The 24459-nt window shown below is 62.0% G+C and carries 27 protein-coding genes; 15 read left to right on the top strand and 12 right to left on the bottom strand.

Annotation, left to right across the window (positions count from 1 at the left end):
- Positions 1-65 precede the first annotated feature (65 nt).
- From RR_RS18935 to RR_RS18910, 6 genes are all read right to left on the bottom strand, one after another.
- Entirely contained in the window at positions 66-827 is a 762-nt protein-coding gene (locus RR_RS18935) for a hypothetical protein (protein ID WP_011224756.1), read from the bottom strand.
- A gap of 49 nt (positions 828-876) precedes the next feature.
- Positions 877-1410 carry a DUF5815 family protein gene (locus RR_RS18930; RefSeq protein ID WP_011224755.1) on the bottom strand — a complete coding sequence of 178 codons (534 nt, stop codon included), beginning with the start codon at positions 1408-1410 and terminating at the stop codon, positions 877-879.
- A gap of 54 nt (positions 1411-1464) precedes the next feature.
- Positions 1465-2238, bottom strand: a complete 774-nt coding sequence (locus RR_RS18925) for a hypothetical protein (RefSeq protein WP_011224754.1) — start codon at positions 2236-2238, stop codon at positions 1465-1467.
- A gap of 74 nt (positions 2239-2312) precedes the next feature.
- Positions 2313-2729, bottom strand: a complete 417-nt coding sequence (locus tag RR_RS18920; RefSeq protein WP_004963972.1) for a DUF7124 domain-containing protein — start codon at positions 2727-2729, stop codon at positions 2313-2315.
- 52 nt (positions 2730-2781) lie between these two features.
- Positions 2782-3006 carry a hypothetical protein gene (locus RR_RS18915; protein WP_007189096.1) on the bottom strand — a complete coding sequence of 75 codons (225 nt, stop codon included), beginning with the start codon at positions 3004-3006 and terminating at the stop codon, positions 2782-2784.
- A 48-nt stretch (positions 3007-3054) separates the two neighbouring features.
- Entirely contained in the window at positions 3055-4305 is a 1251-nt protein-coding gene (locus RR_RS18910) for an NAD(P)/FAD-dependent oxidoreductase (RefSeq protein ID WP_011224753.1), read from the bottom strand.
- A 121-nt stretch (positions 4306-4426) separates the two neighbouring features.
- Here RR_RS18910 and RR_RS18905 point away from each other — a divergent pair, with 121 nt between their 5' ends.
- Positions 4427-5035, top strand: coding sequence for a DUF6149 family protein (locus tag RR_RS18905; RefSeq protein ID WP_049939198.1), 609 nt, complete (start codon positions 4427-4429; stop codon positions 5033-5035).
- A gap of 105 nt (positions 5036-5140) precedes the next feature.
- Here the strand turns inward: RR_RS18905 and RR_RS18900 are convergent, their stop codons facing one another.
- Positions 5141-6502, bottom strand: coding sequence for an NAD(P)/FAD-dependent oxidoreductase (locus RR_RS18900; RefSeq protein WP_011224751.1), 1362 nt, complete (start codon positions 6500-6502; stop codon positions 5141-5143).
- A gap of 11 nt (positions 6503-6513) precedes the next feature.
- The gene (locus tag RR_RS18895; RefSeq protein ID WP_049939104.1) at positions 6514-8742 is read right to left on the bottom strand and encodes a sensor histidine kinase; all 2229 of its coding nucleotides are present in this window, start codon (positions 8740-8742) and stop codon (positions 6514-6516) included.
- Between the two features lie 123 nt (positions 8743-8865).
- Between RR_RS18895 and RR_RS18890 the strand changes: the two genes are divergently transcribed.
- Both RR_RS18890 and RR_RS18885 read left to right on the top strand, forming a co-directional pair.
- Positions 8866-9741, top strand: coding sequence for a homoserine kinase (locus RR_RS18890; RefSeq protein ID WP_049939103.1), 876 nt, complete (start codon positions 8866-8868; stop codon positions 9739-9741).
- Positions 9742-10089: 348 nt separating this feature from the next.
- Positions 10090-11139 (top strand): PAS domain-containing sensor histidine kinase, encoded by a 1050-nt coding sequence (locus RR_RS18885; RefSeq protein WP_011224748.1) that lies wholly within the window; start codon positions 10090-10092, stop codon positions 11137-11139.
- A 71-nt stretch (positions 11140-11210) separates the two neighbouring features.
- On the opposite strand, the gene RR_RS18880 is transcribed toward RR_RS18885, so the two are convergent.
- Positions 11211-11663 (bottom strand): peroxiredoxin, encoded by a 453-nt coding sequence (locus tag RR_RS18880; protein ID WP_049939102.1) that lies wholly within the window; start codon positions 11661-11663, stop codon positions 11211-11213.
- A 105-nt stretch (positions 11664-11768) separates the two neighbouring features.
- On the opposite strand from RR_RS18880, the gene RR_RS18875 reads away from it, so the two are divergent.
- The 9 genes from RR_RS18875 (at position 11769) to RR_RS18840 (ending at position 19541) form a co-directional block, all read left to right on the top strand.
- Complete coding sequence (locus tag RR_RS18875) at positions 11769-12419, top strand: adenylate kinase (protein ID WP_011224746.1); 651 nt, start codon at positions 11769-11771, stop codon at positions 12417-12419.
- Positions 12420-12506: 87 nt separating this feature from the next.
- Complete coding sequence (locus RR_RS18870; protein ID WP_004963999.1) at positions 12507-13397, top strand: DUF106 domain-containing protein; 891 nt, start codon at positions 12507-12509, stop codon at positions 13395-13397.
- Positions 13398-13442: 45 nt separating this feature from the next.
- A complete protein-coding gene (cmk, locus tag RR_RS18865; RefSeq protein ID WP_011224745.1) occupies positions 13443-14021 on the top strand; it encodes a (d)CMP kinase in 579 nt (192 codons plus the stop codon).
- 4 nt (positions 14022-14025) lie between these two features.
- Entirely contained in the window at positions 14026-14916 is an 891-nt protein-coding gene (locus tag RR_RS18860) for an RNA-guided pseudouridylation complex pseudouridine synthase subunit Cbf5 (protein ID WP_049939101.1), read from the top strand.
- Positions 14917-15009: 93 nt separating this feature from the next.
- Positions 15010-15630: a hypothetical protein gene (locus RR_RS18855; protein ID WP_004964008.1), complete on the top strand. Its 621-nt coding sequence runs from the start codon at positions 15010-15012 to the stop codon at positions 15628-15630.
- A gap of 137 nt (positions 15631-15767) precedes the next feature.
- Positions 15768-15947 (top strand): DUF1328 family protein, encoded by a 180-nt coding sequence (locus tag RR_RS21580; RefSeq protein ID WP_079891001.1) that lies wholly within the window; start codon positions 15768-15770, stop codon positions 15945-15947.
- A 75-nt stretch (positions 15948-16022) separates the two neighbouring features.
- On the top strand, positions 16023-16703 hold the full coding sequence (locus tag RR_RS18850; RefSeq protein WP_007189108.1) for a nucleotide exchange factor GrpE: 681 nt from the start codon (positions 16023-16025) through the stop codon (positions 16701-16703).
- Between the two features lie 165 nt (positions 16704-16868).
- On the top strand, positions 16869-18776 hold the full coding sequence (gene dnaK, locus RR_RS18845; protein ID WP_011224743.1) for a molecular chaperone DnaK: 1908 nt from the start codon (positions 16869-16871) through the stop codon (positions 18774-18776).
- Between the two features lie 447 nt (positions 18777-19223).
- Positions 19224-19541 carry a hypothetical protein gene (locus RR_RS18840; RefSeq protein WP_011224742.1) on the top strand — a complete coding sequence of 106 codons (318 nt, stop codon included), beginning with the start codon at positions 19224-19226 and terminating at the stop codon, positions 19539-19541.
- 36 nt (positions 19542-19577) lie between these two features.
- Here RR_RS18840 and RR_RS18835 read toward each other — a convergent pair whose 3' ends face one another.
- On the bottom strand, positions 19578-20387 hold the full coding sequence (locus RR_RS18835) for a TrmB family transcriptional regulator (protein WP_011224741.1): 810 nt from the start codon (positions 20385-20387) through the stop codon (positions 19578-19580).
- A 630-nt stretch (positions 20388-21017) separates the two neighbouring features.
- Between RR_RS18835 and RR_RS18830 the strand changes: the two genes are divergently transcribed.
- Positions 21018-21326, top strand: coding sequence for a HalOD1 output domain-containing protein (locus tag RR_RS18830; RefSeq protein WP_004964021.1), 309 nt, complete (start codon positions 21018-21020; stop codon positions 21324-21326).
- Between the two features lie 86 nt (positions 21327-21412).
- Here RR_RS18830 and RR_RS18825 read toward each other — a convergent pair whose 3' ends face one another.
- On the bottom strand, positions 21413-21931 hold the full coding sequence (locus RR_RS18825) for a hypothetical protein (RefSeq protein ID WP_007189111.1): 519 nt from the start codon (positions 21929-21931) through the stop codon (positions 21413-21415).
- A gap of 111 nt (positions 21932-22042) precedes the next feature.
- Between RR_RS18825 and dnaJ the strand changes: the two genes are divergently transcribed.
- Entirely contained in the window at positions 22043-23197 is a 1155-nt protein-coding gene (dnaJ, locus tag RR_RS18820) for a molecular chaperone DnaJ (protein WP_004964030.1), read from the top strand.
- Here dnaJ and RR_RS18815 read toward each other — a convergent pair whose 3' ends face one another.
- Complete coding sequence (locus RR_RS18815) at positions 23198-23581, bottom strand: MazG-like family protein (protein WP_011224740.1); 384 nt, start codon at positions 23579-23581, stop codon at positions 23198-23200.
- Between RR_RS18815 and RR_RS18810 the strand changes: the two genes are divergently transcribed.
- Positions 23582-24331, top strand: coding sequence for a hypothetical protein (locus RR_RS18810; protein WP_011224739.1), 750 nt, complete (start codon positions 23582-23584; stop codon positions 24329-24331).
- The last annotated feature ends 128 nt before the right edge of the window (positions 24332-24459 follow it).

The raw sequence follows: 24459 nt of genomic DNA, 5'->3' as shown, positions 1-24459 counted from the left end.
ACCATATAACACCGTCAGACAACAGTCAGACGGCTGATTTCGGGAAATCAACCGACGGCGGCGTGTCACTGGCTGTCGGACAGTTCAGGGTCGCTGTCTGTCGCGTTCCCCCAGCGCTTTCGGACCCACGCCGGTCGGGAGACGGTTGTATCGCCAACCGCGGAGTACCGGATTTCGTAGCTTACTGGGGCCTTTCTGGAGCGGTCCCAGTACGAGACGGTGAGCGACTGGACGAGGCCGTCCGGCCGGACAGTCGCCTGCACGCTGTAATTATCGGCCGGTTCAAACGCCGCCGGCGGGTCCGTAGCCATGAGCGTCACGCTGCAGGAGTCACGGTCGTCCCTCGGACGGTCGACGCTGACGTTCGTGGCGAGGTAGGCTTCGATGAGTCGAGCGGGGTCGGGGTCGAGTACCCCGCTAACCGGGGTTGGCCGCCGCGTTGCGGTCCAGGCTCCCTGTGCTCGCTCGTCGTAGACATAGCGTCGGTTCCGGTTGGTGTACACCTGCTTGGTGTAATTCTTGTTGATAATTTCGGTTCGGAACTGGTAGCGATACCTGTCTTCGACGACGAGACTGACGATTTGTGTCCCCCACTCCAGCGACAGCCGCATTCCCAGCACGTACGAGCGATTCCGCGTCGCGCGCCGGTGGGCCGCCGCGAGTCGCCTGGCGTCGACAGCGTCCTCGGTCACGGCGGGGTTGGCCCGGTCGTCCTGTGACTGCTCGGGCACCGGAACTGGGGTCACCGTCTGTCGCTCCGCCCCGCCGAAGGCTCCACAGCCCGCAAAAAGCAAGAGGACAAGCAGGACCGCGATGCGACCCGCCATGCGTGGGTATGCGAGCCCGCCCTACTAAGTGCTCAGGTCGCAGTCGGTCTCAGATCGCGGTATCAGATCGGCCGTCGAAGTTTCGCTCGTCGCGGTACTGTTCGACAAATGCGTCAACATCGAACTGGAGCATCTGCTCCTCGAACTCCGCCATCACGTCGTCGTCCTCGGCGTGGCTGATAGCGTGTTCCATCAGTTCCACGAGCAGTTCGACGACGATTTCGTGAAGACGGCGGGAATCGAAGTCACTCACCCATGCCAGCGAGAAGCCAACTGACCCGTCCTCGCTGGTGTCGGCGGCGACGACCTTCTCGGGGAACTCCTCCATGACGACGCCCATCAGGTGGACGGTGGTGAACTCATCGTAGTCGTCGTTGGTCTCGATAGTCGCGTGTAGCACCTCGGTGAGAAACTCCGGCACGAACCGTGCCAGCGGGTGCGGGTCAAGCACGACGCCGTGAGTCTGCCCGCAGTCACACGCGAACTCCCGCATCCCCAGATGGAGGTCATGCGTGTCGACGAGTTCGCCACAGGCCAGTTCGAGTTCGGACTCGCGCCCACCGGGCACGCGCGGTTCAGCCATTACCCATGATTGGTCGCTCGCGTGGTTAAAGGCCGCGATACGGACTACAGCGGGTTAGAGCCCGCCGATGGACTCTGTGTCCTGTGTGTAGCTGGACCCCGTTGCTTGGAGGTACGCGACAGTCGTCACAGCGATTGAGAAGACGCTGACGACACTTGAGAAGACAGTAGAGACTGTCGCCAACACCATTGGCGGCAACGAGATCGGGAGAAAGCTGACGGCACCTCCGAGAACGAATCCAAGCACCACGAGCACAATAGCCAGAACGAACGTGGCGAGGAGGTTGTCGGTGACGACGCTGACACTGTTGCTAATTGATTCGATAACGCCGCTGTCGTTCAGTGCAATCTCCTGTCGGACAAAGAAGAACAGGAGTCCAAACACCAGTCCGGGGATGATGAGTAGAATGAGGCCGATACCCACTGCGATAGTGGTGAGGATGCCAGCTGCGATCGCGACCACAACGGTCCTCCCGAGCCGTCGGCCCACATTGTCGGGAATCGGTTCGCGGTCATCACTGGCAAAGGCACGGATTGCGACGATGTTCAGCGCCTCATTGAGGATAAGCAACACGAGCGCACCGACGCCAGTAACTGCAAGCGGCAGGTCGAGTGCCAGTGGGGTACTCCCAGCCATTGCTGCCTGATTTACCTGTGCATCGCTCGGCAGTCGCCCCAGAAACAGTTCTGTGAACGCCTGCGAAAGTGACGCCCAGACAACAGAGCTGAGCAATCCATAGACGATGAATACGCCGGCAAACATCGCCCCACGTTCGCTGAGTAGTTCGTCAATACCGTCCTGGAAAGCACGGCCGATCTGGAGGGCCATATCTTCAGTCGCTCTCCGGGAAAATATAAAACTAGTCGAATCGTAGATACCCGCCGACGGCGGGACTGTGCCGCTTACGGCCAGTCGTCGCGCTGCTCGTCCTCGTCAGTTGCTGTGTCCGGCGTCTCGGGTTCGCCAAGGTCCCAGTCGGCCGCCTCTGCGGCCTGCGTGACGGGGAGGTACTCCCAGCCCGCCGTCTCGGCGAGATCGGCGTCCTCGTCGTCAGCGCCGACGAAGACGTGTCGGTCAGTGTCGAACTGCTCTTTGACGTTTTCGAGGCTCTCCTCGCGGCCGCGCGGCCCTGAGAAGAAGTCCTGTCTGATCCGGTGTTTCCGGGTGAAGTTGGTCACGACGTAAGTGGGCTGTTCGGAGATGACGCCGACGTACTCAGACCACTGGCGCGCGTCGTTGAACACGCTGTCCGGGTAGGCCAGTTGCTTGAGGGCGTCGAGGTCGAACGCGAGTGTCATATCGCCGCTGCCGCCATCCATACGCGACTCTCCGCCTTAGGGCGAAAAAAGAGCGTCGTTCTCCCGCTGGCAGTTATTCGCGGTGCTGGTCCGTCTGTGTGAGCCGGTCGGCCTGCTCTTGGACCGCCGCCATCTCGCTGGCGGCCCGTGGGTCGCCCTGACCGTGCCCCTGATTGACCGACGCATCGAGCCGCGAGCCGGCGAAGCCGCCGCTCTCGTCGCCCGTTTTGTCTGCCTCACCCGACCGGTCGCTGCGGCGGCTGAGCCAAGCAACGACGCGGGAGAGGGCGTTGCGCATACATGCTGCTACGTCCGCAGCGCGTAAAAATATCGGTGTCGGCTGGCCTTATTCGGCCGGTGCGGGCGTCTGCGCCTTGACTTCTTCGAGGTCGACTTCCTTCTCCAGCAGCAGTTCCTTTTTGTCGGCGACCTGCCGCTCTTCGCGGATGAGCTGTTTGAACGCCGACTGCTGTGAGAGGTCGCCGATCAGCACGCCACCAACGAGCTGTCCGTCCTCGAAGGCGAGCCGCCGCCACTCGCTGTCGGAGTACTTCCGTTCGGCTTCGTCGTCGCCACGGGTCGGATGGCCGAAGGAAAGGAACGGGAAGTCAAAGTGCGTGATGGAGTACGAGGAGACCCAGCGGAACTCCTTTTCCTCGGCGTCCGCGACCATGTTCGTCCCGGCGACTGACCCCTGCTCCTTGGCTGAACCCCACGCGCCGTTTTGCGCCTGAGAGTCGAGGATGGTGTCGTAGAACTGGGTGAGGTCACCCGCAGCGTAGATGTCCTCGACGTTGGTCTGCATGTACTCGTCGACGACGACGCCGTCGTCGAGTTCGAGCCCGGTCCCGTTGAGGAACTCGGTGTTGAAATCGAGGCCGATAGCGACGCCGGCCCATTCGCCCTCGTAGTGGTTGCCGTCGGGGTCGACCGCGCCGGTGACGTGACCGTCGTCGTCGACTTCGAAGTGGTCGACGCCGGATTCGAAGACGGGTTCGACACCGTTCTCTTCGAGGGCCTCGTGGATGATCTCTGCGCCCTCCTCCGAGAGCGCGTAGCGCCACCAGCGGTTGCCACGCATCAGGTACTTCGCGTCGATTTCCTGTGCGGCACAGACCGCCGCGAGGTCGATGCCGAGCAGTCCAGCCCCGACGATGATACCCTGGTCGGCCTCGTCGGCGTGCTCACGGATGCCACGTGCATCCTGGAACGTCCAGAAGTGGTGGATGCCGTCGGCGTCGCTGTTCTCGACCGGAACCTGTGCCGGCGTCCCACCCGTAGCCACCAGCAGCTTGTCGTATTCGTAGGTGTCCCCCTCGTGGGTCTGGATCTCGTGGGCATCGGGATCGATGTCCGTCACGTGAGTGTTCAGCTGGAGGTCGATGTCGCGTTCGTCATACCACTCCGGCTCGTGGATCGAGATCGGCGCTTCCGGCAGCTTCCCCTTGGCGAACTCCTTGATGAGAATCCGGTTATACAGTGCCTCCCCCTCGTCGGTCAGGACTGTGACCGACGCATCCGGGTCCGCTTCCCGGATTGTTTCGGCTGCGGACGCACCCGCGATGCCGTCACCGATGATTACGTGCGACGTGCTCATGTACGGCCGGTACGAAATCAGGCCTAATGTGGATTGCTATCTGCGTATCGTTTCCGATAGCGAACTGAACACACCGATAGTCGGGGATTTGAAGGCGCTGGGGCCCGTATTCGAAATTGAAATGAAAATCTACCAGAACCCGCGCCACTGGGCAAGCAAGAAGGCGCTGACCACACCCGGCGTCCGGTCGGTGGCCAACTACGGGCTGGTGAAACTCCACACCAAAATCTTCCTCGGGAAGGCCGACGAGGCACACCGGGAGGAGCGGCGCGACCACCTCGATGACTTCTTCGACGGCACGATGGACACCTACGTGGCTGCACTCGAAGCAGAGTACTCGGAGGCTGAGGCTCGGGAAATCACCCACATTCAGGCGAATTTCGACTTCTACAACCACGGCTGGACGGAGATGATGGAGTTCCCGGCCGACGAACTCGAAGCCCACTACGAGCGGTACGCGGACTTCTTCGACGCGCACAGCATCACCATCGACGACCCGCTCGGGACGTTCCGGCCGGCCGGCGGCGTCACCGACGCGCCGTCGACGCCAGAGCGACTGGACGAGCCGGAACACCCCCACGCCGTCGGTGGCTTTGCTGACGACGTCTACGTCGAAACCGAGGACGGCGAGATGCTAGTCGGTGGCGGCCGCGAGGAACCGGACGACGTGAGCCCGACCGACGCGCCGGTCATCGACGAGGACGACGTGGAAAGCGCGGCCGGCGACTGAGCCAGACGGCGGTCGGAGGCCTGTTTTTCGCTGTATCAGCCGTAATCAGAAGGGGCAGCCAACATATGGCCGGAGCGTAGGATATCGACTCGGGCAGCAAAGCCCTCAGCGTTGGGCTTCCGAAAGCGGCGACTCGTCGGTTTTCGTCGCCGCAGACGGGTCGCGTGCGATGCGGTCGGCGCACTCGAAGCCCGCGACGATACCGCCGTTGAGCGAGCGCTCCGGGTACTGGGCACGTGAGGCCATCCCGGCGTAGTAGAGGCCGTCCGCGACGGCGTCGCTCAGGTCGTACGGGATGACCATGTCGAGATACCCGCGTTCGTAGACCGGCGCAGTCCGTGGATTGCGCCCTGTTCGAATCCAGTTGACGGCGTCGCGGTCGAAATCAGGGAAGAGCGATTCGATGCCCTGCAGCCACGTCTCGGCGACCTCGTCGTCGCTCTGTTGCCAGATGGCTTCGGATTCGTCCTGAATGTAGCGGGCGACGTACAGCAGATGCTCGCCGCCGTACCGCTCCGCGGAGACGAAGTTCGTGTGTTCGATGAGCGCGCCGAAGGGAGCGTCGTCGGCGATGTTCAGCCAGTACGTATCAAGCAAGGGTTCGTCCATGCTGATAACCGAGCATACTGTCCCCTGGAAATCGATGTCGCAGGTGTAGCCGGTCAGGGCTTCCAGCACGTTCGGCATCGTCGCGACGACGACGCTGTCAACGTCGTGAACCGTCGTCTCGGTTCCGTCCGTGGCCGTCAGCGACGAGACGGTCCCGCCACTCGTATCGATGTCGGAGACGCGCGTGCCAGTTGCAATGTTGTCGCGGCCGACGGCGTCGACCAGCGCGTCGAGCAGGCGACCGAATCCGCCGTCGAAGTAGCCCAGAATCTCGCCGTTCAGGATGTCCCGCTCGCCGCGGAATTTGACTCGGCCGAGTAGCCACGCGGCGCTCACGTCGTCTTTCCGGTCGCCGAACTTCGCATCGAGCAGCGGCTCGAAAAAGTTCTCGTAGACGCCCCGGGTAGTGTGGTCGACGACGAACTCCTCGATGGGCACGCCCTCGAAGTCTTCCAGCCGCTCGTAGGTGTCGAACGACGGGACGCCGCCGCGAACGTCGATATCGAGAACGAGCATCCCCAGCCGGAACGTGTCGTACAGCGAGAGGTGCGGGTACGAGAGGATTTCCCAGGGCTTGTCCATGGGGTGGACGACGCCGTCGACGTAGTAGGCGTTCTCCCCGATATGCCACTCGACCGCATCACCGAGGCCCAGTTCCTCGGCGAGGTCGACGATTGTTTCCTCGGATTTCGAGAGGTGGTGATAGAATTTCTCGATGGGGTCTCCGGCCGTCTCGTAGGTCGCTGCCAGGCCGCCGAGGTCCTCACTCGCCTCGAAGACACGTACCTCGTGACCACGTTGCTGGAGCCGGTACGCTGCCGAGAGGCCGGCGATACCGCCACCGACGACGCCAATCATACCCCGACCTATCAGCGGTTGTGGGATTTAGTTTGCGCTTCGGTCGCCGCCGTCTCGGTGTCGCCGGACTGGGGGTCGTCGCCGGCTTTGCTGCACGTCACCGCCCGCTGGAGTTCGAGAACAGCGACCGTCCCCGTCGGGCGGTTGTCTTCGAACCAGAGCGTCCCGCCGTACAGCTCCATCATGACCGAGACGAAGTAGAGGCCGAACCCGTCGGCGGTCTGGTCGGGTGAGAGCCCGCGCTCAAACACTTTCGTCTTTAATTCATCGCTCATACCGGGGCCGTCGTCAGCGATGCGGACTTGCAGCCAGTCGCCGGCCTGCTGGACCGAGACGGTTACCTGCGGGGTGTCGGCGTTGTTGTGGTCGACCGCGTTCCGGAGGATGCTCAGGAGGACCTCTTCGAGCAACTCATTCGCCTGCACGCTGTACTCACCGTCCAGTTCGCAGGAGACCGATACCGAATCGTACTCGACTCGGAGCGACTCAATTGAGCGCCGGAGTGTGGCGTTAAGATCGACGGTGTCCAGCCGCTCGGCTTCGCTTGCTGTCACCGTGTTGTTGATATCCCGGATCGTTTCGCTCATCTCTGTGAGCGTCCCACACCAGTCGCTGATGCTGTCGAGATGGCGCTGTTTTGATGACGGGACATCATCCCTGATGTGCTCCGCGCGGCCGCGGATGACGACCATCGCGTTGTGCAGCGAGTGTCTGAGGATGCCGTTGAAGAACTCTATCTGTTCGCGGCGTCGCTGGACTGAGCTCCGGCTCTGGCGGAGTTCGCGCTCGCGCTCAACCTGATCGAGGGCGACCTGCGTCGTCTGTGCGAGAATCGCGGCGTATCGCCTGTCCTCCGTGGCGAAGGTGCTGCCGTATGCGGTGATCGCCATCACGCCGTGGGAGCCAAGCGGCAGCATAAGCGCGTTGTCGAGCGGGTCGAGTCCGTCCTGCTCCAGCGAGACAGTCTGTATCTCACCGGTTTCGTACGTCTGCCAGAGTTTGCTTTCGGGCCTGTCAGTCGGTGACCCGTATAGCAGTTCTTCCTCAACGTTATTTTCGATCGTCTCGCTGATGACGGCCGGTTCAAGAACGCTATTCTCTTCGAGGAACACGCCCGCCGCGTTCTGGTCAAGCACGGCCGTCGCGAACTCGACGGCCATCTCCGCGACCGCCTCGGCGGTTTCTGCCTCGATGAACTGCTGGGTCGCGGCCTGCAGCGCTTCGAGTCGGTCCTGACGGCGCTGCTGCCCGGTGACGTCCCTGAGCACGACGAGGCGACCACGTTCCGTCCCGAACTGGTCGGTGAGGCTCGTCGTCTGTGGGTTGTAGTACGTAATCGAATCCCCGAGCGAGAACACCTCGCCACGCTCGATCTGTTCTGAAAGACCGGGAGCGATGTTATCGAGGTGCTCCCCGTTGGGCTCCGGATGACCCAGCGCGCTGGCCGCCGCGGCGTTATAATCAATGATGACACAGTCGTCGTTGAGAGCGATGACCGGGTCGGGGAGATTGTCGACGAGGGTGTCACCCGACAGCGTCGTTACAGACAGGGATTCATCCTCGAATAGCGCCCAGCCGACGAACAACATACTCACTGCGAACACTCCCGGCGTAAAGTCGATAGCGGGATGGGGCGTGTACCCGAGGTCGTACAGCAGGGCGGCAATCATCGGGAGAGCAGTTCCAGCGCCGATTACCGCAGTCTGGCGCCGGTAGATGTTTCCCGACCGAAACAGGAATTCGATCAGGAACCCGTACCCAAGCAGCACCGGCAGATAAGAGATGGTCAGCGTAGCCGCAAAGGCGACCCCGCGCTGAACGGCGAGCAGCGTTACACCGTTCTGAGTGACGGGGACAGCTATCGCCTGACCGAAGCGTCCCTGACCGAGCAATAGTAGCAGTACGTCTGCGTTCGCCACAATCAAGAGTGGAATGAGACGAGACGGTCGGAGCCACGAGCGGCGCCCGGTGTAGACAAGAACGAGAATAATCCAGAGCGCGATTATCTGCGAAGAGACGGTTCGTGCTATCACATAGGCTGTCTCTACCACTGCAGGATTACTGGCAATGATCTTCGCCATCGAGACGGCACACCAGCTTCCTCCAGCCAGCGCGAGCCAGCTGTACTGGCGAGCGCCGGGGACATCCTGATATCGGGTGGCGGTAATCGCAACTGCGAAACCAATGAGCGCCCCACCCGCGTTCCCGAGGATGGCGACCGTTGCAATGTCGACATCCATAGCAATACCTATCCCAACGTCAGGTTTCCCAGCATTATGCCTTTGGGCCGCGTTCTCAGTACTGGGAAACGGCCACAGTGTCGGTTCGCTACCTTTTTGCCTACACTGCTGAAATTCGCAGGCATGCTGACAGTCCGGGCGCCGGCTACCAGTGCGAACCTCGGGAGCGGCTTCGACGTGTTCGGCGTTGCACTGGAGCGTCCGGCCGACGTTGTCCGTCTGGAGAAAGCTGACCGGGTGACCATCGACGTAACCGGTGCTGGCAGCCAGTACATCCCGGAAGACCCCGACAAGAACACCGTCGGCGCGGTCGCTGACGCACTTGACGCGCCGGCACGCATTCAGATAGATAAGGGTGTCCGCCCCGCATCGGGGCTTGGCTCCTCCGCGGCCAGCGCCGCCGCAGCGGCCGTTGGGCTGAACGAACTGTACGACCGCGGCTACTCCCGCGAGGAACTGGTCCCCATCGCCGCCAAGGGCGAGGCTGTTGTCTCCGGAGACGCCCACGACGACAACGTCGCCCCCTCGATCATGGGCGGGTTCACCATCGCAACCGACAAGGGCGTCACGCAGGTCGACGCCGACATCCCGCTTGTCGCGTGTCTCCCCGATATCGTGGTTTCGACGCGGGACGCGCGTAACGTCGTCCCGGAGACCGCCCGCGTCGACCAGATGGTAGAGACGGTCGGCAACGCCGCGTCGCTGACGACGGGGATGCACCGCGACGACCCCGAACTCGTCGGTCAGGGGATGCACGACACCGTGGTGACGCCGGCCCGCGCGAAGCTCATCGACGGCTACGAACAGGTTCGTGAAGCCGCGCTGGCGGCCGGTGCAACCGGTGTCACAATCTCCGGGGCCGGCCCGACGGTTATCGCCGCCTGCGCAGAGGAAGACCGTCGGCAAATCGCGAGCACGATGCTCGACGCCTTCGGCGAGCGCGGGGTCGACGCCCGGGTGTACCAGACACGTATCGGCGGCGGCGCTGAAGTGTTCTGAGACCGTCCGCAGGTCCGCGACGGTACGCTCCGCGACTAGCGGACAGGTCCGTTTCGAAGGCAGTCGCGGAAAAGCGGGAAGGAGCATCTCGTCAGCGGTGTCTACAGGTGGGATTGGGGCACTTGGCCGGTGTGCAGGCGGTGTGGGTGCACCGGGGATGACAGGGACTACTTCGTTCCATATCGTGCCGGGGGATCAGCGAGAAGACCGGGCTGTTCATCCCGCACGCGGTCAGTCGTCGACGAAGAGAGATACCCCCGTCGGGCGATGAGACGTCTGTACCGCGTTATAGCACTATGTACTGCTATTAGTAACAGCAAGGCGTCTCGCCGCGCTACCTGAATAGCAATGGCATCTCAGACGGGGCACGCGCTTCCAGCAGCATACGACGCGCTCAACATCGGTATCGCACTGTACGACCCCGACAGTGGTGCTATTCTGGACGGCAACGAACGGCTAGCAGAGATATTCGGATACTCAGTTTCGGAGTTGCGCGAGCGGTCGATCAGCGAGTACACCGCAAACACATTCGTCCACTCTGTCGCCGATTTCAGGTCCCGGTTGCAAGACAGCGCCGCAGGCGGGTCGCGCCAGTTCACGTGGCGGATCAAACGGGCGGACGGCGAGCTCATCTGGGCCCGGATTCACCTCTCGGAGCGGGTCGTGTCCGGGAGGACGTACGTCTGTGCGGAGATCCGTGACATCACGGAGTACTTCGAGACACACCACCGCGAGGAGCTCCTCTGGCGGATACTGCGACACAACCTGCGGAACGAAGCGACAGTCATCGCCGGAAACACAGCCCGTATCACAGCTTCGGCCGGGACTGAGGCCGTGCGGGATGCCAGCAAGACGATTCGGTCTCGCGTCGAAAACCTCACGAACATCGTCGAATCCGTCAAGCAGATCGAACGGGCAGTCGCGCGCCCCGGCACAGACTACACCCGCTGTCACGTCACGCGCAGGGTACGAGGTGTCGTGAACACCATCCTGACCGACTACCCTACTTCAGAGATTACCGTTACCGAACGGGCAGAGCTGTGGGTAGACAGCAATGACGCATTCACATACGCACTCACCCACGCCATCGAGAACGCAATCATTCACAGTGAGGCTGTCACCCCGTCAGTCGAGGTATCCGTCGGTCCGTCACCGAACACCGGCCGAGTGGAGATCTGCATTCGCGATTCGAACCCCCCGATTCCAGATACGGAGATCAGCGCGCTCTTCGACCCGACGCAGGCCACAGAAACGGCGCACGGTACCGGCGTCGGCCTGTTCGTGATGAAGTGGTGTATTGAGTCTCTCGGCGGTGAACTCCGATTCGAGCGGAGCGGTGACGGGAACGCCGTCTTTTTTTATTTACCGGCACGGGACCCGCCGGACGACCAGCAGTAGCGCGCCAGTCCTCGACTGCGAGACGTGGTCGGGCAGATACTCAAATCAAGAAGCCGAAGACGAAAGGCAGGTCAGCCGCCCTGGACGAACTCGTTACGAACGTCCCGGAGCACTGCCTCGGCGTGCCCGTCGGGGTCCGAGATGTCCGGGTCGTAGACAGACTTGATTTCGCCATCGGCGAGCACGAACGTTCGGCGGTCCGTCCGGCCGCCGCTGGTGTCGAGGCCGAACGCTTCGGCGACGGTCCCGTCGGGGTCGGCAAGCAGGTCATACAGCAGGCCTTCCTCCTCGGCGAACTCATCGTGGGTCGCCACATCGTCCATCGAAACGCCGTAGACGGTGATGCCGCCCTCGCGGAACTGCGGGAGCTGTTCTTGGAAATCCCGAGCCTCGATGGTACAGCCGCCAGTGAAATCTTCGGGATAGAAGTACAGCACGGTCGGCGCATCGAAGTCGGGCGAGACAGTCTCACCGAACTGATTCTGTGCGCTGATGTCGGGGGCCGGCGCGCCGGGTTCAAGCATTATTCTGTGTTGGCCCGGGACGCCTACACGCCTTTGGGTGGCGGCAGCGTGACCCGCCAGCGTGATTTGGACAACCATTTAACCGACCCCTTGGAAACCCTGACCATGTCGAATCCACGAATCCTGATTGTCGGGCCGCCGGGAGCCGGCAAAGGAACCCAGAGCGCCAACCTCGCCGAAGCGTACGGCGTCGAACACATCACGACCGGTGACGCCCTTCGGGCGAACAAGGACATGGATATCAGCGACATGGACACCGAGTACGACACGCCCCGTGAGTACATGGAAGCGGGCGATCTCGTGCCGGACGCGGTAGTTAACGCTATCGTCGACGAAGCCCTCTCACAGGCTGACGGGTTCGTGCTCGACGGCTATCCGCGTAACCTCGAACAGGCCGAAGAACTGGAAGGGATGACCGCCCTCGACGTGATCCTCTCGCTCGATGTCTCGCGGGAGGAACTGGTCGACCGACTCACGGGCCGGCGGGTTTGTGACGACTGCGGCACGAACTACCACGTCGAGTTCAATCAGCCCGAGGAAGACGGTGTCTGTGACGAATGCGGCGGCGACCTCATCCAGCGCGACGACGACAACGAGGAGTCCGTCCGCAACCGACTGGACGTGTTCGACGACAACACCGCACCGGTCATCGACCACTACGGGGACCACGACGGCTTCGTCGCCATCGACGGCGAGCAGACACCCGACGAGGTCTGGAGCGAGATTCAGGACGCCGTCGACGCACACACGGCCTGAGACGCGACGGAACCGCCGTTTGAGGCCGACATCGTCGAGACAGTCAGAGTAAAACGTTGATATGCCGTCGCAACTCAAGCACACACAATGGCACGTACCGCGCCGAAGGTAGAACGACTCGCCGAAGACGGCGAGGCAATGACTGATGCGCTCTCGACGGTGCTCGCTGCGGCCGAAGAGAACGGGACCGTCACCTGGGGCGACGTGAGCGACGACCTCACGAGCGGCGAGTGGGGCCGGCTCATCGAGTCCGGCCTGCTCATCGACGCCGATGGCGAGGGGTTCGTTATCGACGACCCTGATGGCGTCCGTGAGGCGCTCGAAGAGTCCGACGCGGCCCCGAGCGATGATGACGAGGGCAGCGGCTGGTCGAAATGGGACAAGCTCGCCGGCCTCGGCACGCTCGGCCTGTTTGCCGGCTACTCCCTGACTTCAGTCCGGGACGTTATCGCAGGCGGCGTCATCGACATCGTCCTCGGGCCGCTCAACGACATGCTGCCGTTTTATGTCGTTATCCTGGTGCTTGCAATTATCACCGGGACCACCTCGACGATTCTGCAGGACAACCTCATGGACATGTCGGGGATGGGCGACCACCAAGAGAAGATGGAGGACCTGAAAGAGCGCCGCAAAGCCGCAAAGGAACGCGACGATCAAGAAGCGCTTGACCGCCTCGAAGAGGAGCAGATGGAACTGATGACCGACCAGATGGGGATGTTCAAACAGCAGTTCCGACCGATGGTGTGGATCATGCTGGTCAACATCCCGCTGTTCCTCTGGCTCTACTGGATTGTCTTCGGAGCCGGCGTCGACGCGAGCCCGGTGATTACGCTCCCCATCTTCGGCGAGGTCGAAGCGTGGAGCAACAGCGTCGCCGGCCCGGTCCAGGCGTGGATTGTCTGGTACTTCCTGTGCTCGCTGTCGTTCACCCAGATCATCCGGAAGGCGCTCAACGTCGAGACGACGCCGACTGGGTAGGCGCGAAGAGACAGCCCTTTCTATCGGGGCCCCCCGAACATCTCTATGTTGATTACCGTCTCCGGCCCGGCCGGCAGCGGCAAGAGCACACTTGCCAAGAGTCTGGCCGACGCCCTGAACTACGAGCACGTCAGTGGCGGCGATATTTTCCGCTCGCTGGCCGAAGAGCGCGGGATGACACCGCTCGAGCTGAACAAAGCCGCCGAGGAAGACGACCAGATCGACCGTGATCTGGACCGCAAGCTTCGGGACATCGCCGCCGAGCGTGACGACCTCGTGCTCGAATCGCGCCTCGCCGGCTGGATGGCGGGCGAGTACGCCGACATGAAACTGTGGCTGACTGCGCCGCTGGACGTACGCGCCGACCGCATCGCGACACGGGAGAACAAGCCCTTCGAACAGGCAAAGACCGAAACCCGAGAGCGTGGCGACAGCGAGGCCCAGCGCTACAGCGACTACTACGACATCGACTTCGACGACCTCTCTATCTACGACCTGTCGGTCAACACCGCTCGCTGGGACCCACAGGGAGTCCTGAGCGTGACCCTCCACGCTGTCGAATCATACAGCCCCGATGGCGACGAGGGGAAGGCACCGGTCGAGAACATCCGGTACGAGTTCTGAGCCGATGACACTCCGTGCCCCGCCCGACGAACGGGACCTCGATTCGCTTCGCTCGTTCGGCGTCGTCAACCTCGATAAGCCACCGGGCCCGTCAGCCCATCAGGTCGCGGCCTGGATTCGCGACGCCACTGGCCAGGACCGGGTCGCCCACGGCGGAACGCTCGACCCAAAGGTGACCGGCTGTCTGCCCGTGTTGCTCGGCGACGCCGCTCGGATGGCGCAAGTGTTCGACAACGCCGTCAAGGAGTACGTGACGGTGCTCGAACTCCACGACCAAGCGCCGGCCGATATTGCGGATATCGTCGCCGAGTTCGAGACAGACATCTATCAGAAACCTCCTCGAAAGAGCGCAGTGAAGCGCCAGTTGCGTTCCCGCCGGATTCACTCACTGGATATCCTCGAACAGGGGGACCGGAGACTGCTGTTGCGGGTCCGGTGTGCGTCGGGGACCTATATCCGGAAGCTGTGTCACGATATCGGGCTGGCGGCGGGGACCGGCGCACACATGGGCGACCTCCGCCGGACGGCGACCGGCACCTTTGACGACGGATCGCTGTCGACGATGCACGACCTCGTGGACGCGCTGGCCTTTGCTGCAGACGGGGACGAAGCGCAACTGCGCGAGATTATCCAGCCCGCAGAGCGTGCGCTGTCCCACCTGCCACGGGTCACAATTGCGCCCAGCGCCGCCCGCGAAGTCGCCGAAGGCGCGCCGGTGTATGCGCCGGGCGTCATCGAGACCGGCCCGGCAGAAGTGGGCGACGCGACGCCTGAGATAGATTCACAGGTCGTCTCTGTCACGCCCGACGGGGCTGCGGTCTGCCTAGGGACGCTCGTCAGCGACCCAGACGCCGACAGCGGCCTCGTTGTCGAACTCGACCGTATGTTAGTGTAAACAGTTGTATTTCACACGACATTGGCAGCACGCGAAACATATGCCACAGTGAACCATAACAAAGCTTACCACTGTCAATCGCATATTAGTAGTATGGACGAGTGGGTCGACCCCGATGAGGCCGACCCGGCACAGTGGCGTCGAACAGGCCCACACGATGAGCTTCGTCGGGGCACGGAGACGATTTCAGTTGTCGAGCGCGCACGCCGGACATCGTTACCGTATCAGCACGAAATCGAGATCCATCACACCGATAACGTCGCAGACCAGTTCCAATCAAGCGAATACGAGCACGCCCGAATCACCTATAACAGCTCTATAGACACGAAAAGCCGTATTAAGCTTCTCACTCGTGGAGTGCTGTGGGGCGGCGGGGAAAGGCATCAGCGGTTCCAAGTGCAGTATCGTCGACCACCACCGCCAACTGAAACGGTTCCGTTCGGAACGTACACGGCTTGGAGTCGATATCAGTACGGGTCAATTGAGCAGACAGATGATGGAGTGACATTCGCTGCAGCCGATGAAGAGCCCGGCGAGTCACTCCGTGACCTCGATTGGAAAAGTATGTTCGACCCGGTTCAGGAACGGATTGCCGAATTAGAACTGGTCCGAAACCCGTCTTTCGCGAAGTACCGCTTGAAGGAGGCTGATGAGTGGGAGACCTATCAAACTCGGTTCCAGTACGACCCGGACGTATTTGCCATGGGTCCCTGATTAGGCGGTAGATAATACCTGGAGGTGTGCCGGTACACAGTGTCATGCAGTATCTACCGCAGCCACAGTCGAAACCGTTTATACGCTAACTGTACTGTTGTTGTACAGCAGAATGTGCATTAGTTCGCAGTGACACTATACCGGCGATCCCACTCCAACCCGGCAGTGGGTTCCTCGAACTGGCGCTGCTGTTTCTCGTCCTCGCCATTATCGCCGGACTAGCCAGACTGAGCGGTGTGGCGGGGCTCAGTGTGCGAATCGCAAAGATCCTCGTCGTCGTCTTCCTCGTTCTGATGGTCGTTAGCTTCCTCCTGTGAGACAGGCTCTGATTATCAGTATCACCGCCAGGCCGTTTCTGAATCCTTTTATCCACGTGACGACTTCTATCGGGTATGACCGAGCAGGACGCAGCCGACGACACGGCCGCGACGGAGGAGTCGACCGCGAGCGAGGCGCAAGCGGACGGTGACGCGGATCTCGAGGACGTGCCCGAGGACGTCAACGCGGACGAGGTTGACCTAGGCGAGTTCGACACCGACGAGGACCTGGTCGACCGGGTCGCCGAATCGGACCCCGAAGACATCGCTCGGGAACTCTCCGCGCTACGGACGCGCGTAGACAGTCTCGAATCGCAGGTCGAACAACAGGACGGTGACATCGAGGAGCTAGAGGAGAAGCTCAAGCGCAAGCAAGCGGAGTTCCAGAACTACAAGAAGCGGATGGACAAGCGCCGCGAACAGGAACAGAAGCGTGCCACCGAGGACCTCGTGACGCGCCTGCTCGACGTTCGAGACAATCTTGAGCGTGCGCTCGGACAGGACGAGGACACCGATATCAGAGGTGGAGTCGAATCCACGCTTCGCCAGCTAGACGATGTCCTCGATGCCGAGAACGTCGAAGTCATCGACCCCGACCCCGGCGGAGACGTCGACCCGACACAGCATCAGGTGCTCGCCCGCGTCGACAGCGACCAGCCGGACGGGGCAATCGCCGATGTCCACCGGCCGGGCTACGAGATGGCCGACAAAGTGCTGCGCGAGGCACAGGTCACCGTGAGCGAGAGCGAGGAGTAGCGGGCAACTCTGACGGTATAGCGGTCGTATTGCGGTACATTAAATAATCACCGGTCAGGGAAGTCCACCGAGTATAAAACCGCCCGGAGGAGGCCCCTTTGTCCGTTTTTCCAATCAGTACATCTAGCAACTTTTAACCGGCCCAATCCGCTATGAGCGGGTAAGATGGCGAGCAACAAGATTCTGGGTATCGACCTTGGGACCACGAACAGCGCGTTCGCGGTCATGGAAGGTGGCGACCCTGAAATCATTGTCAACGGTGAAGGCGAGCGGACGACACCCTCTGTCGTTGCGTTCGACGACGGTGAGCGGCTTGTCGGGAAACCGGCGAAGAACCAGGCGGTAAAGAACCCCGACGAGACCATCCAGTCGATCAAGCGCCATATGGGCGAAGACGACTACTCGGTCGAACTGGACGGGGAGGAGTACACACCCGAGCAGGTCTCGGCGATGATCCTCCAGAAGATCAAACACGACGCTGAGGAGTACCTCGGCGACGAGATCGAGAAGGCCGTTATTACGGTCCCGGCGTACTTCAACGACCGACAGCGCCAGGCAACCAAGGATGCCGGCGAGATCGCCGGCTTCGAGGTTGAACGAATCGTCAACGAGCCGACGGCGGCCGCGATGGCCTACGGGCTCGATGATGAATCCGACCAGACCGTCCTCGTGTACGACCTCGGGGGCGGCACCTTCGATGTCTCCATCCTCGACCTCGGTGGGGGCGTCTACGAAGTTGTCGCGACCAACGGGGACAACGACCTCGGTGGCGACGACTGGGACCACGCCATCATCGACTATCTCGCTGACGAGTTCGAGGCCGAACACGGCATCGACCTCCGCGACGACCGGCAGGCGCTCCAGCGCCTGACCGAGGCTGCCGAGGAGGCCAAGATCGAGCTCTCCTCGCGCAAGGAGACCCGAATCAACCTCCCGTTCATCGCGACCACCGACGACGGTCCGCTGGACCTTGAGCAAAAGATCACGCGCGCGAAGTTCGAGTCCCTTACAGAGGATCTCATCGAGCGCACCGTCGGCCCGACGGAGCAGGCGCTTGCCGACGCGGACTACACCAAAAGCGACATCGACGAAGTCATTCTCGTCGGTGGCTCGACGCGGATGCCGCAGGTGCAGGACCAGGTCGAAGAGATGACCGGGCAGGAGCCCAAAAAGAACGTCAACCCCGACGAAGCCGTCGCGCTGGGCGCAGCCATTCAGGCTGGCGTCCTTTCGGGCGATGTAGACGACATCGTCCTGCTCGATGTGACGCCGCTGTCGCTGGGTGTCGAGGTCAAGGGCGGCCTGTTCGAGCGACTCATCGACAAGAACACCACCATCCCGACCGAGGAATCGAAGATCTTCACAACCGCTCAGGACAACCAGACACAGGTCCAGATCCGTGTCTTCCAGGGCGAGCGTGAAATCGCCGAGGAGAACGAACTGCTCGGCGCGTTCGCGCTTTCGGGCATCCCACCGGCCCCCGCAGGCACGCCTCAGATCGAGGTGTCGTTCAACATCGACGAGAACGGCATCGTCAACGTCGAAGCCGAGGACAAGGGCTCGGGCAACAAGGAGGACATCACCATCGAAGGCGGTGCCGGCCTCTCCGACGACCAGATCGAGGAGATGCAACAGGAGGCCGAACAGCACGCCGAAGAGGACGAGCAGCGCCGCGAGCGCATCGAAGCGCGCAACGAGGCCGAGGCGTCCGTCCGCCGTGCCGAGACGCTCCTTGACGAGAACGAGGAGGAGATCGATGAGGACCTCCAGTCCGACATCGAGGCGAAAATCGAGGACGTCGAGGAAGTCCTCGAAGACGAGGACGCCACGAAAGAGGACTACGAGGCGGTCACCGAGACCCTGAGCGAAGAACTGCAGGAGATCGGCAAGCAGATGTATCAGGATCAGGCCCAGCAGGCCGCAGGCGGTGCCGCGGGCGCTGGTCCGGGTGGCGCGGCCGGCCCCGGCGGCGCTGCCGGACCGGGCGGCGCAGCAGGCGGCGCGGCCGAGCAGGGCGAGGAGTACGTCGACGCAGACTTTGAAGACGTCGAGGAAAGCGACGAAGACGAGTGAAACGAGTCTGAGGAGCTTTCCTCGGCTCGATAGACGGGCGTTAGCGAGTCTATCGGCGTCTTGGGAAGCGAACGAAGTGAGCTTCTCAAGTTTGCCGAAGACGACGAAGACGAATAACGCGAGTCACGTCACTTTCGTCGGTACAACGGCAACGAAAGCCAACCTTCAGGACATCTCCGGACAGTGACCGACTGACCCGGTGATGCCGGTCCGGTGCCAGCACCGCAAGACGGCCAGAACAGGGCGGCGCCTGCACACCACGCCACCGATTGCCATCATTTTCAGGCGACAGTAGGCAGCGGTGGGTGCATTGCTGTGCCGCTGTGCTCGCAACAGCGGTCCGTCACTGGATAGGTCTGTCTCAGTCAGGTTACCCTGATAATCAAAACAGTATAAGATAATGAAAATAATGCATATATATCAGATAGTCGAGCGTGCAGTCAGACAATGAGCGATCAGAAACAGGTCAGGCCACAGCGTCTGAGCGCACAGCTAGACGCGGTGAGACACGCGGACCGTCGGCAAATACTGTTCGCGTTACGCGACACGGAGCGGTGGCAGCCATCCGCTTCGGATTTCGATGGTGACCGATCGCTCGTTGGTGAGCCAGCCATTCCGGCTGCACTCTACCATCGGCATTTCCCGAAACTGGCAGAGATGGGGCTCATCGAGTGGGATAGAGAGACTCACTGTGTCACACGTGGCCCAGAGTACCAGCGGCTTCGGCCGCTACTTGCGTGCCTTTCCGAGTATCACCACGAGTAAGGGGCGTGGGCGGTGACGGCCCGCGCACATGGCTTGTTAGTCTTGCTCTAGTGGGGTCATCTCCACGACGCCCTGCGAGAGGAGACGGCGTGCGATGACGATGAGCCCGTTTCTGAGCCCGGTCGCGAAGATGGCCTGTTCGTCGCCAGTCTGTGGGTTGATTGAGCTGACGAGCATAGTCGACCGGTCGACAAGCAGGAGTCGTCCGACAGCAGCGTCTTCCTCAGGTATCATTTCGCTGTGGAGCCAGTCCAGTTCCGACAGGAACGCGGTGGCGCGTGGGATTTCCTGTTCCACGCGGTCCCGTATCGAGGCGGACCCAGTCCCGACAATGAGGTCTGCATTCGGGTTGAGCGAATTGAGTTGCTTGATTAGCGGTTCGGTGAGGACCGCTTCAGAGCCGATGACGAGGACCACTTCGTCGGTCGCGTCCGCGCTGATCGCCGCAGCGCGGTTCTCAATAGCGTCGGACCCGGAGAGCGACCAGACCTCCTGTAGCTCAGCCTCGTCATTGTCGGCTTCGATACGTCCCATCTCGCGCAGTGCGGACTGGAGGCGCTCGATACGCTCTTCGTACTGATCGCGGAGCGTTTCGGTGGCCTCGGAGAGCGGGACGGCCCGGAACTGCTGGGGGCTCGAATGCTGGACTTCGACCAGCCCCTTCGCTTCGAGAATCCGGACGGCGTCATAGACGCGCGTTCTCGGGACGTCCGTCACTTCGCTCAGTCCCTTCGCTGTGCCGCTGGACATCCGAGAGAGTCCGACAAAACATTTCGCCTCGTACTCTTTCAAACCCAACTCCTGCAGTAAACTTACCGCTTCTTCGTGTGTTGCATCAGATGTCATGTGTCCCAACCTTCACCTCGGTGGAAGCCGAGGATGTGCAGGAAGATGACGCCCACAGGTAAAAGACGTTGTTACTGCTACATTGCCGGCTCTCATCGGAGTTAGTGCTGCTTGATGGGGCCACAGAGCGTATTGTGGCAGTCCGGGCTCCGGTTGTCGCACGTGCTGATCCACGTGTCGGTCGCGTCGGCGTCCTGCCCCTGTTTACTCAGTTAATCACACAACTGTTATACCCCGGTCCGGAGTAGAGGTACTTGGCACGCGGCATCCTATGTGTCCCAACCACATCTGCTGCGTGCCTCTTTCAGAAAAACTGCCCAGACAGGCATCAGGGAGTGCGTTTAGAGTGATACTCAGCCGGACGCAGTCTTGTCAGACACGATACAGCAGCTATTTCACTGGCAGTATTTCGTCTGTAGTGTCATTTCTTGGCGGAAACGGCCGACACAGAAATACAAGTTTAGCGGACAGCTACTGTATCAGCTTGCAATCATAAAGGACTGTTCACATCCAGCAGTGAAAGCTTTCTATCGGCGTTTACTCGGTAATTAGGTAGTTGTTCCACATATCATAATTACAACTTATTGATTGACAGTAGAATTAAGATGTTTGGTCAACATATTGCTAGTAATGAGTGGGTCCGACAGGCGGCCCGACGGGACATCCGACAATCCGGACACGCTCCACGCGGAGTTCGACTGGAACACAGTCTCACCGTCAGTAGCGGTCGTACAAACGGTTGCAATCGCAGCTGGGCAAGAGGCGATAGAGCTATCACCCCTCATCGAAACGCTCGATCCGGACGCGCTTGACCAGCTATTTGTCCATTCGTCAGGGCCGGACAGCGCCGTATCACTCTCGTTTCAGCTGGGTGATTACGGAGTGACTGTGACCGGAACCGGAGACGTGTATGTCCACACCGGACCCGTCGGTCCGTGACGACACACGGAACAGGAGCACCGCCGCAAACGGCCGGGGACGCTTCCCGGAAATGCCATAACGGGCCACCTGAGGAGGGGGAACAGTCAACCAGTTGTGTTACCGAGCGTTACTGTATCGAGCGTCGTTGTCCGCTCGTCCGGTGCACCGAGTGGCCGGCCAGTCCAGCGGACCGCAACGGTGTCGCCGCTGTCGAGGTAGAAGCCGACCGAGGCGTCGCCGTCGAGATAATTTCCGTCACCATTCGAGTCCACGCGCGGGTCGTCAACAACGACGCTGTCGCCGGGCACGACGGGCAGCCGTTCTGCCTCGGCCCACGTTAGTGTGGTAGAGCGGTTCCGGTCAGCGTCAGTGACGATGAGCGCCAGCGCGTGCGTACTGGTGTCCGTGAGCCGGTCCCCGCCGGCGTGGGTGAGCGTGACCGTTCCCGCCTCGGCGTCGAACTGGCCGTCGACGGTGACCGACGGCGACGCCGTCCGCAGGTCCGCACCGGGGCCGACGACGAGTGCAACAAGCCCGACGACGGCCAGCGCCGCGAGCCCCCAGACTGCGACTCGCTCGACCGTGACGAGACCCCGATGCCCACGAGACGACTCAGGACTCATTGCTCGAATCCTCCCCCGGCACGAAAATAAGCGCCCCGGTACGGGTCGAACACGACTAGTCGACAACCCGTTCTTTTGAAGTAGCTCAATCGTCTAAGCCTTGTACAACGAATGAGTCAGGATTTCTACGAGATACTGGGTGTCTCTCGAGACGCCTCCGAAGACGAGATTCAGGAGGCCTATCGGGAGAAAGCCCGGGAATACCACCCGGACGTGAGCGACGACCCCGACGCCGAAGAGAAGTTCAAGCAGGCCAAGAAGGCCAAAGAGGTCCTCACCGACGAGGAGAAGCGCCAGATGTACGACCAGATGGGTCACGAGCGCTTCGAACAGGCCGAGAAGCGCGGCGGCGCTGGTGGTGGCGGCGGCCGCGGTGGGATGGGTGGAGACCCGTTCGGTGGCGGCGCTGGCGGCTTCGATATGCAGGATATCTTCGACCAGTTCTTCGGGGGCGGCGGCCGCGGCGGACGCGGTGGCAGCCGACGGCGGCAGGGGCAGGACCTCCAGACGCGACTGGAAATCGACCTCGAAGAGGCCTACAACGGCGCGACGAAGCAACTGAACGTCACCCGGCCGGAAGCCTGCGACGACTGTGACGGGGCCGGGCATCCGCCGGGAGCCGACTCGGAGACCTGTCCGGAGTGTAACGGCCAGGGCCAGACGACGCAGGTCCAGCAGACACCGATGGGGCGGGTGCAGCAGCGGACGACCTGCCGCCGGTGTGACGGCGAGGGGACGCTGTACGACGAAACGTGTTCGACCTGCCGGGGCAACGGCGTTGTCCAGAACGATGCGAGCCTCGAAGTCGAGATTCCGTCCGGCATCGCCGACGGGCAGACACTCCGGATGGAGCGCGAGGGCGCGCCCGGGGAAAACGGCGGCCCGAACGGCGACCTGCTCATCGAGGTACAGGTCCGCGACCACCCGGACTTCGAGCGCGACGGCGACAGCTTGCAACACCAGCAGGCCATCTCGTTCCCGCAAGCAGTGTTCGGTGACACCATCACCGTCCCGACGCTGGACGGCGAGGTGGAAGTCGACGTGCCAAGCGGCACCCAGAGCGGCGAAGTGTTCCGACTGGAGGGCAAGGGGATGCCGCGGCTCCGCCGCCGCGGCCACGGCGACCTCTACGTGCAGGTACAGGTCGTCACACCCGACAGCCTCAACGCCGAACAGAAGGAGGCCCTCGAACAGTTCGCGGAGGCCGGCGGCGAAGAGGTCGATGTCGATGAAGGCTTCTTCGAGAAACTGAAGAACTCGCTGTAGTCAGTCCTCGCTTGCCGGCGTCCCGCTTGTGCCTGATTGTCCCTCGTATTTCGCCAGCGCCGACGAGAGCGCGGCATCGGCGTCGACATCGAGTTGTTCACATAGCGCGAGTAGTGCAAATAGAGCGTCGCCGAGTTCGTCTTCCCGTATCGATAGTGCCGTCAAATCGGTGCCGTAGCCGGTCGTTTCGTTGACCTGTGCCGCGATGTCGCCGAGTTCAGCCACCACGTCAAGCAACCGGTACGCGGGCGGCGTGTCGATGTCGCTGTGCCTGAGTACGTCGGCAACCTGTTGCTGTCGTTTCATTTCTAGAGCGTGGGGATAGCCACCCACATCGGCTTTGTGGCCGCGCTGTTTTTCATCGGTGGGGCCGAACGACGACATATGCAGGTACTCGGTGACCTTGTCGCGCAGGCCCGCGACCGCGACGGCGTCCTCTTTCGTTCGCCGGAGCGGGCGGCGCCGTACAGTTACTCCGATTTCGCCACGAACGCCTGGAAAGGCGGGAATCTGCTGCGACATTACGGGGTCCGGCACGGGACGCGGGTCGCCGTCGTCGTCGGTCCGAAAGAGCCGACCGACGAGGACCGACCGGGCTACCTTCGGGACGCCCCGGACGCACTGCTTGCCTTTCTCGCAGCGGCGCTCGACGGCGCGGTCGTTGATATGGACCCGCCGAATGCAGTCGACGCGACGGCGCTCGTCGCGCCAGCGGCGTGGCTCGACCGCTACACGCAGGGACCGGGGACCAAGGGGCTGGCCTACGGTGGCCCGGTCGATGACCCCACCATCGCCCAGTTCGAGCGAGAACTGTGGAGCGAGAACCCACTTCAGCCGCCGGGCGAGGTCGCACCTGACGACGCTGTTCTGGCGGCCGACAGAACATACACGCACGGCGAACTCATGGCCGAAAGCGGCCGTGTCGTTGCCGACTACGATATCGACGCGGAGACGACCGTCGCGCTTCGGGCACCGATGACGACTGCGGGCGCGGTTGTCGTCGGACTGCTTGCACCGATGCGGACCGGTGCGACGGTTGTGTTCGGCGGCAACGAGACTGCGGATATCGCTGTTGCCGATAGAGACGCGCCCGAGGAAACCGTTGTTCGGCCGGACGACGCGACGCCGTCGTAGCGACCGGGCAGACGTTCGTCAGCAGTGTACTTCACGGGTACGCAGTACTCGTCGTGTTGGTGCGGGTGAAGAACCGAACCGCTGGCCAGTCAGTTGATCGACGCTGTTGCTTTCTTAAAGAATTTATT

The organism is Haloarcula marismortui ATCC 43049 (genome assembly GCF_000011085.1).
Lineage (GTDB): Archaea > Halobacteriota > Halobacteria > Halobacteriales > Haloarculaceae > Haloarcula > Haloarcula marismortui.
Note: the sequence above shows the minus strand (reverse complement) of the source record. Positions and strands in the feature narration are given on the sequence as shown.

Excerpts from the sequence above, each read along its gene's own strand:
- RR_RS18895 (WP_049939104.1), bottom strand. The coding sequence starts at position 8,742 with ATGGATGTCGACATTGCAACGGTCGCCATCCTCGGGAACGCGGGTGGG.
- RR_RS18830 (WP_004964021.1), top strand. The coding sequence starts at position 21,018 with ATGAGTGGGTCCGACAGGCGGCCCGACGGGACATCCGACAATCCGGAC.
- RR_RS18860 (WP_049939101.1), top strand. The coding sequence starts at position 14,026 with ATGACACTCCGTGCCCCGCCCGACGAACGGGACCTCGATTCGCTTCGC.
- RR_RS18880 (WP_049939102.1), bottom strand. The coding sequence starts at position 11,663 with ATGCTTGAACCCGGCGCGCCGGCCCCCGACATCAGCGCACAGAATCAG.
- RR_RS18855 (WP_004964008.1), top strand. The coding sequence starts at position 15,010 with ATGGACGAGTGGGTCGACCCCGATGAGGCCGACCCGGCACAGTGGCGT.
- RR_RS18840 (WP_011224742.1), top strand. The coding sequence starts at position 19,224 with ATGAGCGATCAGAAACAGGTCAGGCCACAGCGTCTGAGCGCACAGCTA.
- RR_RS18815 (WP_011224740.1), bottom strand. The coding sequence starts at position 23,581 with ATGTCGTCGTTCGGCCCCACCGATGAAAAACAGCGCGGCCACAAAGCC.
- RR_RS18825 (WP_007189111.1), bottom strand. The coding sequence starts at position 21,931 with ATGAGTCCTGAGTCGTCTCGTGGGCATCGGGGTCTCGTCACGGTCGAG.
- RR_RS18810 (WP_011224739.1), top strand. The coding sequence starts at position 23,582 with ATGCAGGTACTCGGTGACCTTGTCGCGCAGGCCCGCGACCGCGACGGC.
- RR_RS18870 (WP_004963999.1), top strand. The coding sequence starts at position 12,507 with ATGGCACGTACCGCGCCGAAGGTAGAACGACTCGCCGAAGACGGCGAG.
- cmk (WP_011224745.1), top strand. The coding sequence starts at position 13,443 with ATGTTGATTACCGTCTCCGGCCCGGCCGGCAGCGGCAAGAGCACACTT.
- RR_RS18915 (WP_007189096.1), bottom strand. The coding sequence starts at position 3,006 with ATGCGCAACGCCCTCTCCCGCGTCGTTGCTTGGCTCAGCCGCCGCAGC.
- dnaJ (WP_004964030.1), top strand. The coding sequence starts at position 22,043 with ATGAGTCAGGATTTCTACGAGATACTGGGTGTCTCTCGAGACGCCTCC.
- RR_RS18900 (WP_011224751.1), bottom strand. The coding sequence starts at position 6,502 with ATGATTGGCGTCGTCGGTGGCGGTATCGCCGGCCTCTCGGCAGCGTAC.
- RR_RS18920 (WP_004963972.1), bottom strand. The coding sequence starts at position 2,729 with ATGGATGGCGGCAGCGGCGATATGACACTCGCGTTCGACCTCGACGCC.
- RR_RS18885 (WP_011224748.1), top strand. The coding sequence starts at position 10,090 with ATGGCATCTCAGACGGGGCACGCGCTTCCAGCAGCATACGACGCGCTC.
- RR_RS18875 (WP_011224746.1), top strand. The coding sequence starts at position 11,769 with ATGTCGAATCCACGAATCCTGATTGTCGGGCCGCCGGGAGCCGGCAAA.
- dnaK (WP_011224743.1), top strand. The coding sequence starts at position 16,869 with ATGGCGAGCAACAAGATTCTGGGTATCGACCTTGGGACCACGAACAGC.
- RR_RS18850 (WP_007189108.1), top strand. The coding sequence starts at position 16,023 with ATGACCGAGCAGGACGCAGCCGACGACACGGCCGCGACGGAGGAGTCG.
- RR_RS18935 (WP_011224756.1), bottom strand. The coding sequence starts at position 827 with ATGGCGGGTCGCATCGCGGTCCTGCTTGTCCTCTTGCTTTTTGCGGGC.
- RR_RS18835 (WP_011224741.1), bottom strand. The coding sequence starts at position 20,387 with ATGACATCTGATGCAACACACGAAGAAGCGGTAAGTTTACTGCAGGAG.
- RR_RS18925 (WP_011224754.1), bottom strand. The coding sequence starts at position 2,238 with ATGGCCCTCCAGATCGGCCGTGCTTTCCAGGACGGTATTGACGAACTA.
- RR_RS18930 (WP_011224755.1), bottom strand. The coding sequence starts at position 1,410 with ATGGCTGAACCGCGCGTGCCCGGTGGGCGCGAGTCCGAACTCGAACTG.
- RR_RS18890 (WP_049939103.1), top strand. The coding sequence starts at position 8,866 with ATGCTGACAGTCCGGGCGCCGGCTACCAGTGCGAACCTCGGGAGCGGC.
- RR_RS18905 (WP_049939198.1), top strand. The coding sequence starts at position 4,427 with ATGAAAATCTACCAGAACCCGCGCCACTGGGCAAGCAAGAAGGCGCTG.
- RR_RS18910 (WP_011224753.1), bottom strand. The coding sequence starts at position 4,305 with ATGAGCACGTCGCACGTAATCATCGGTGACGGCATCGCGGGTGCGTCC.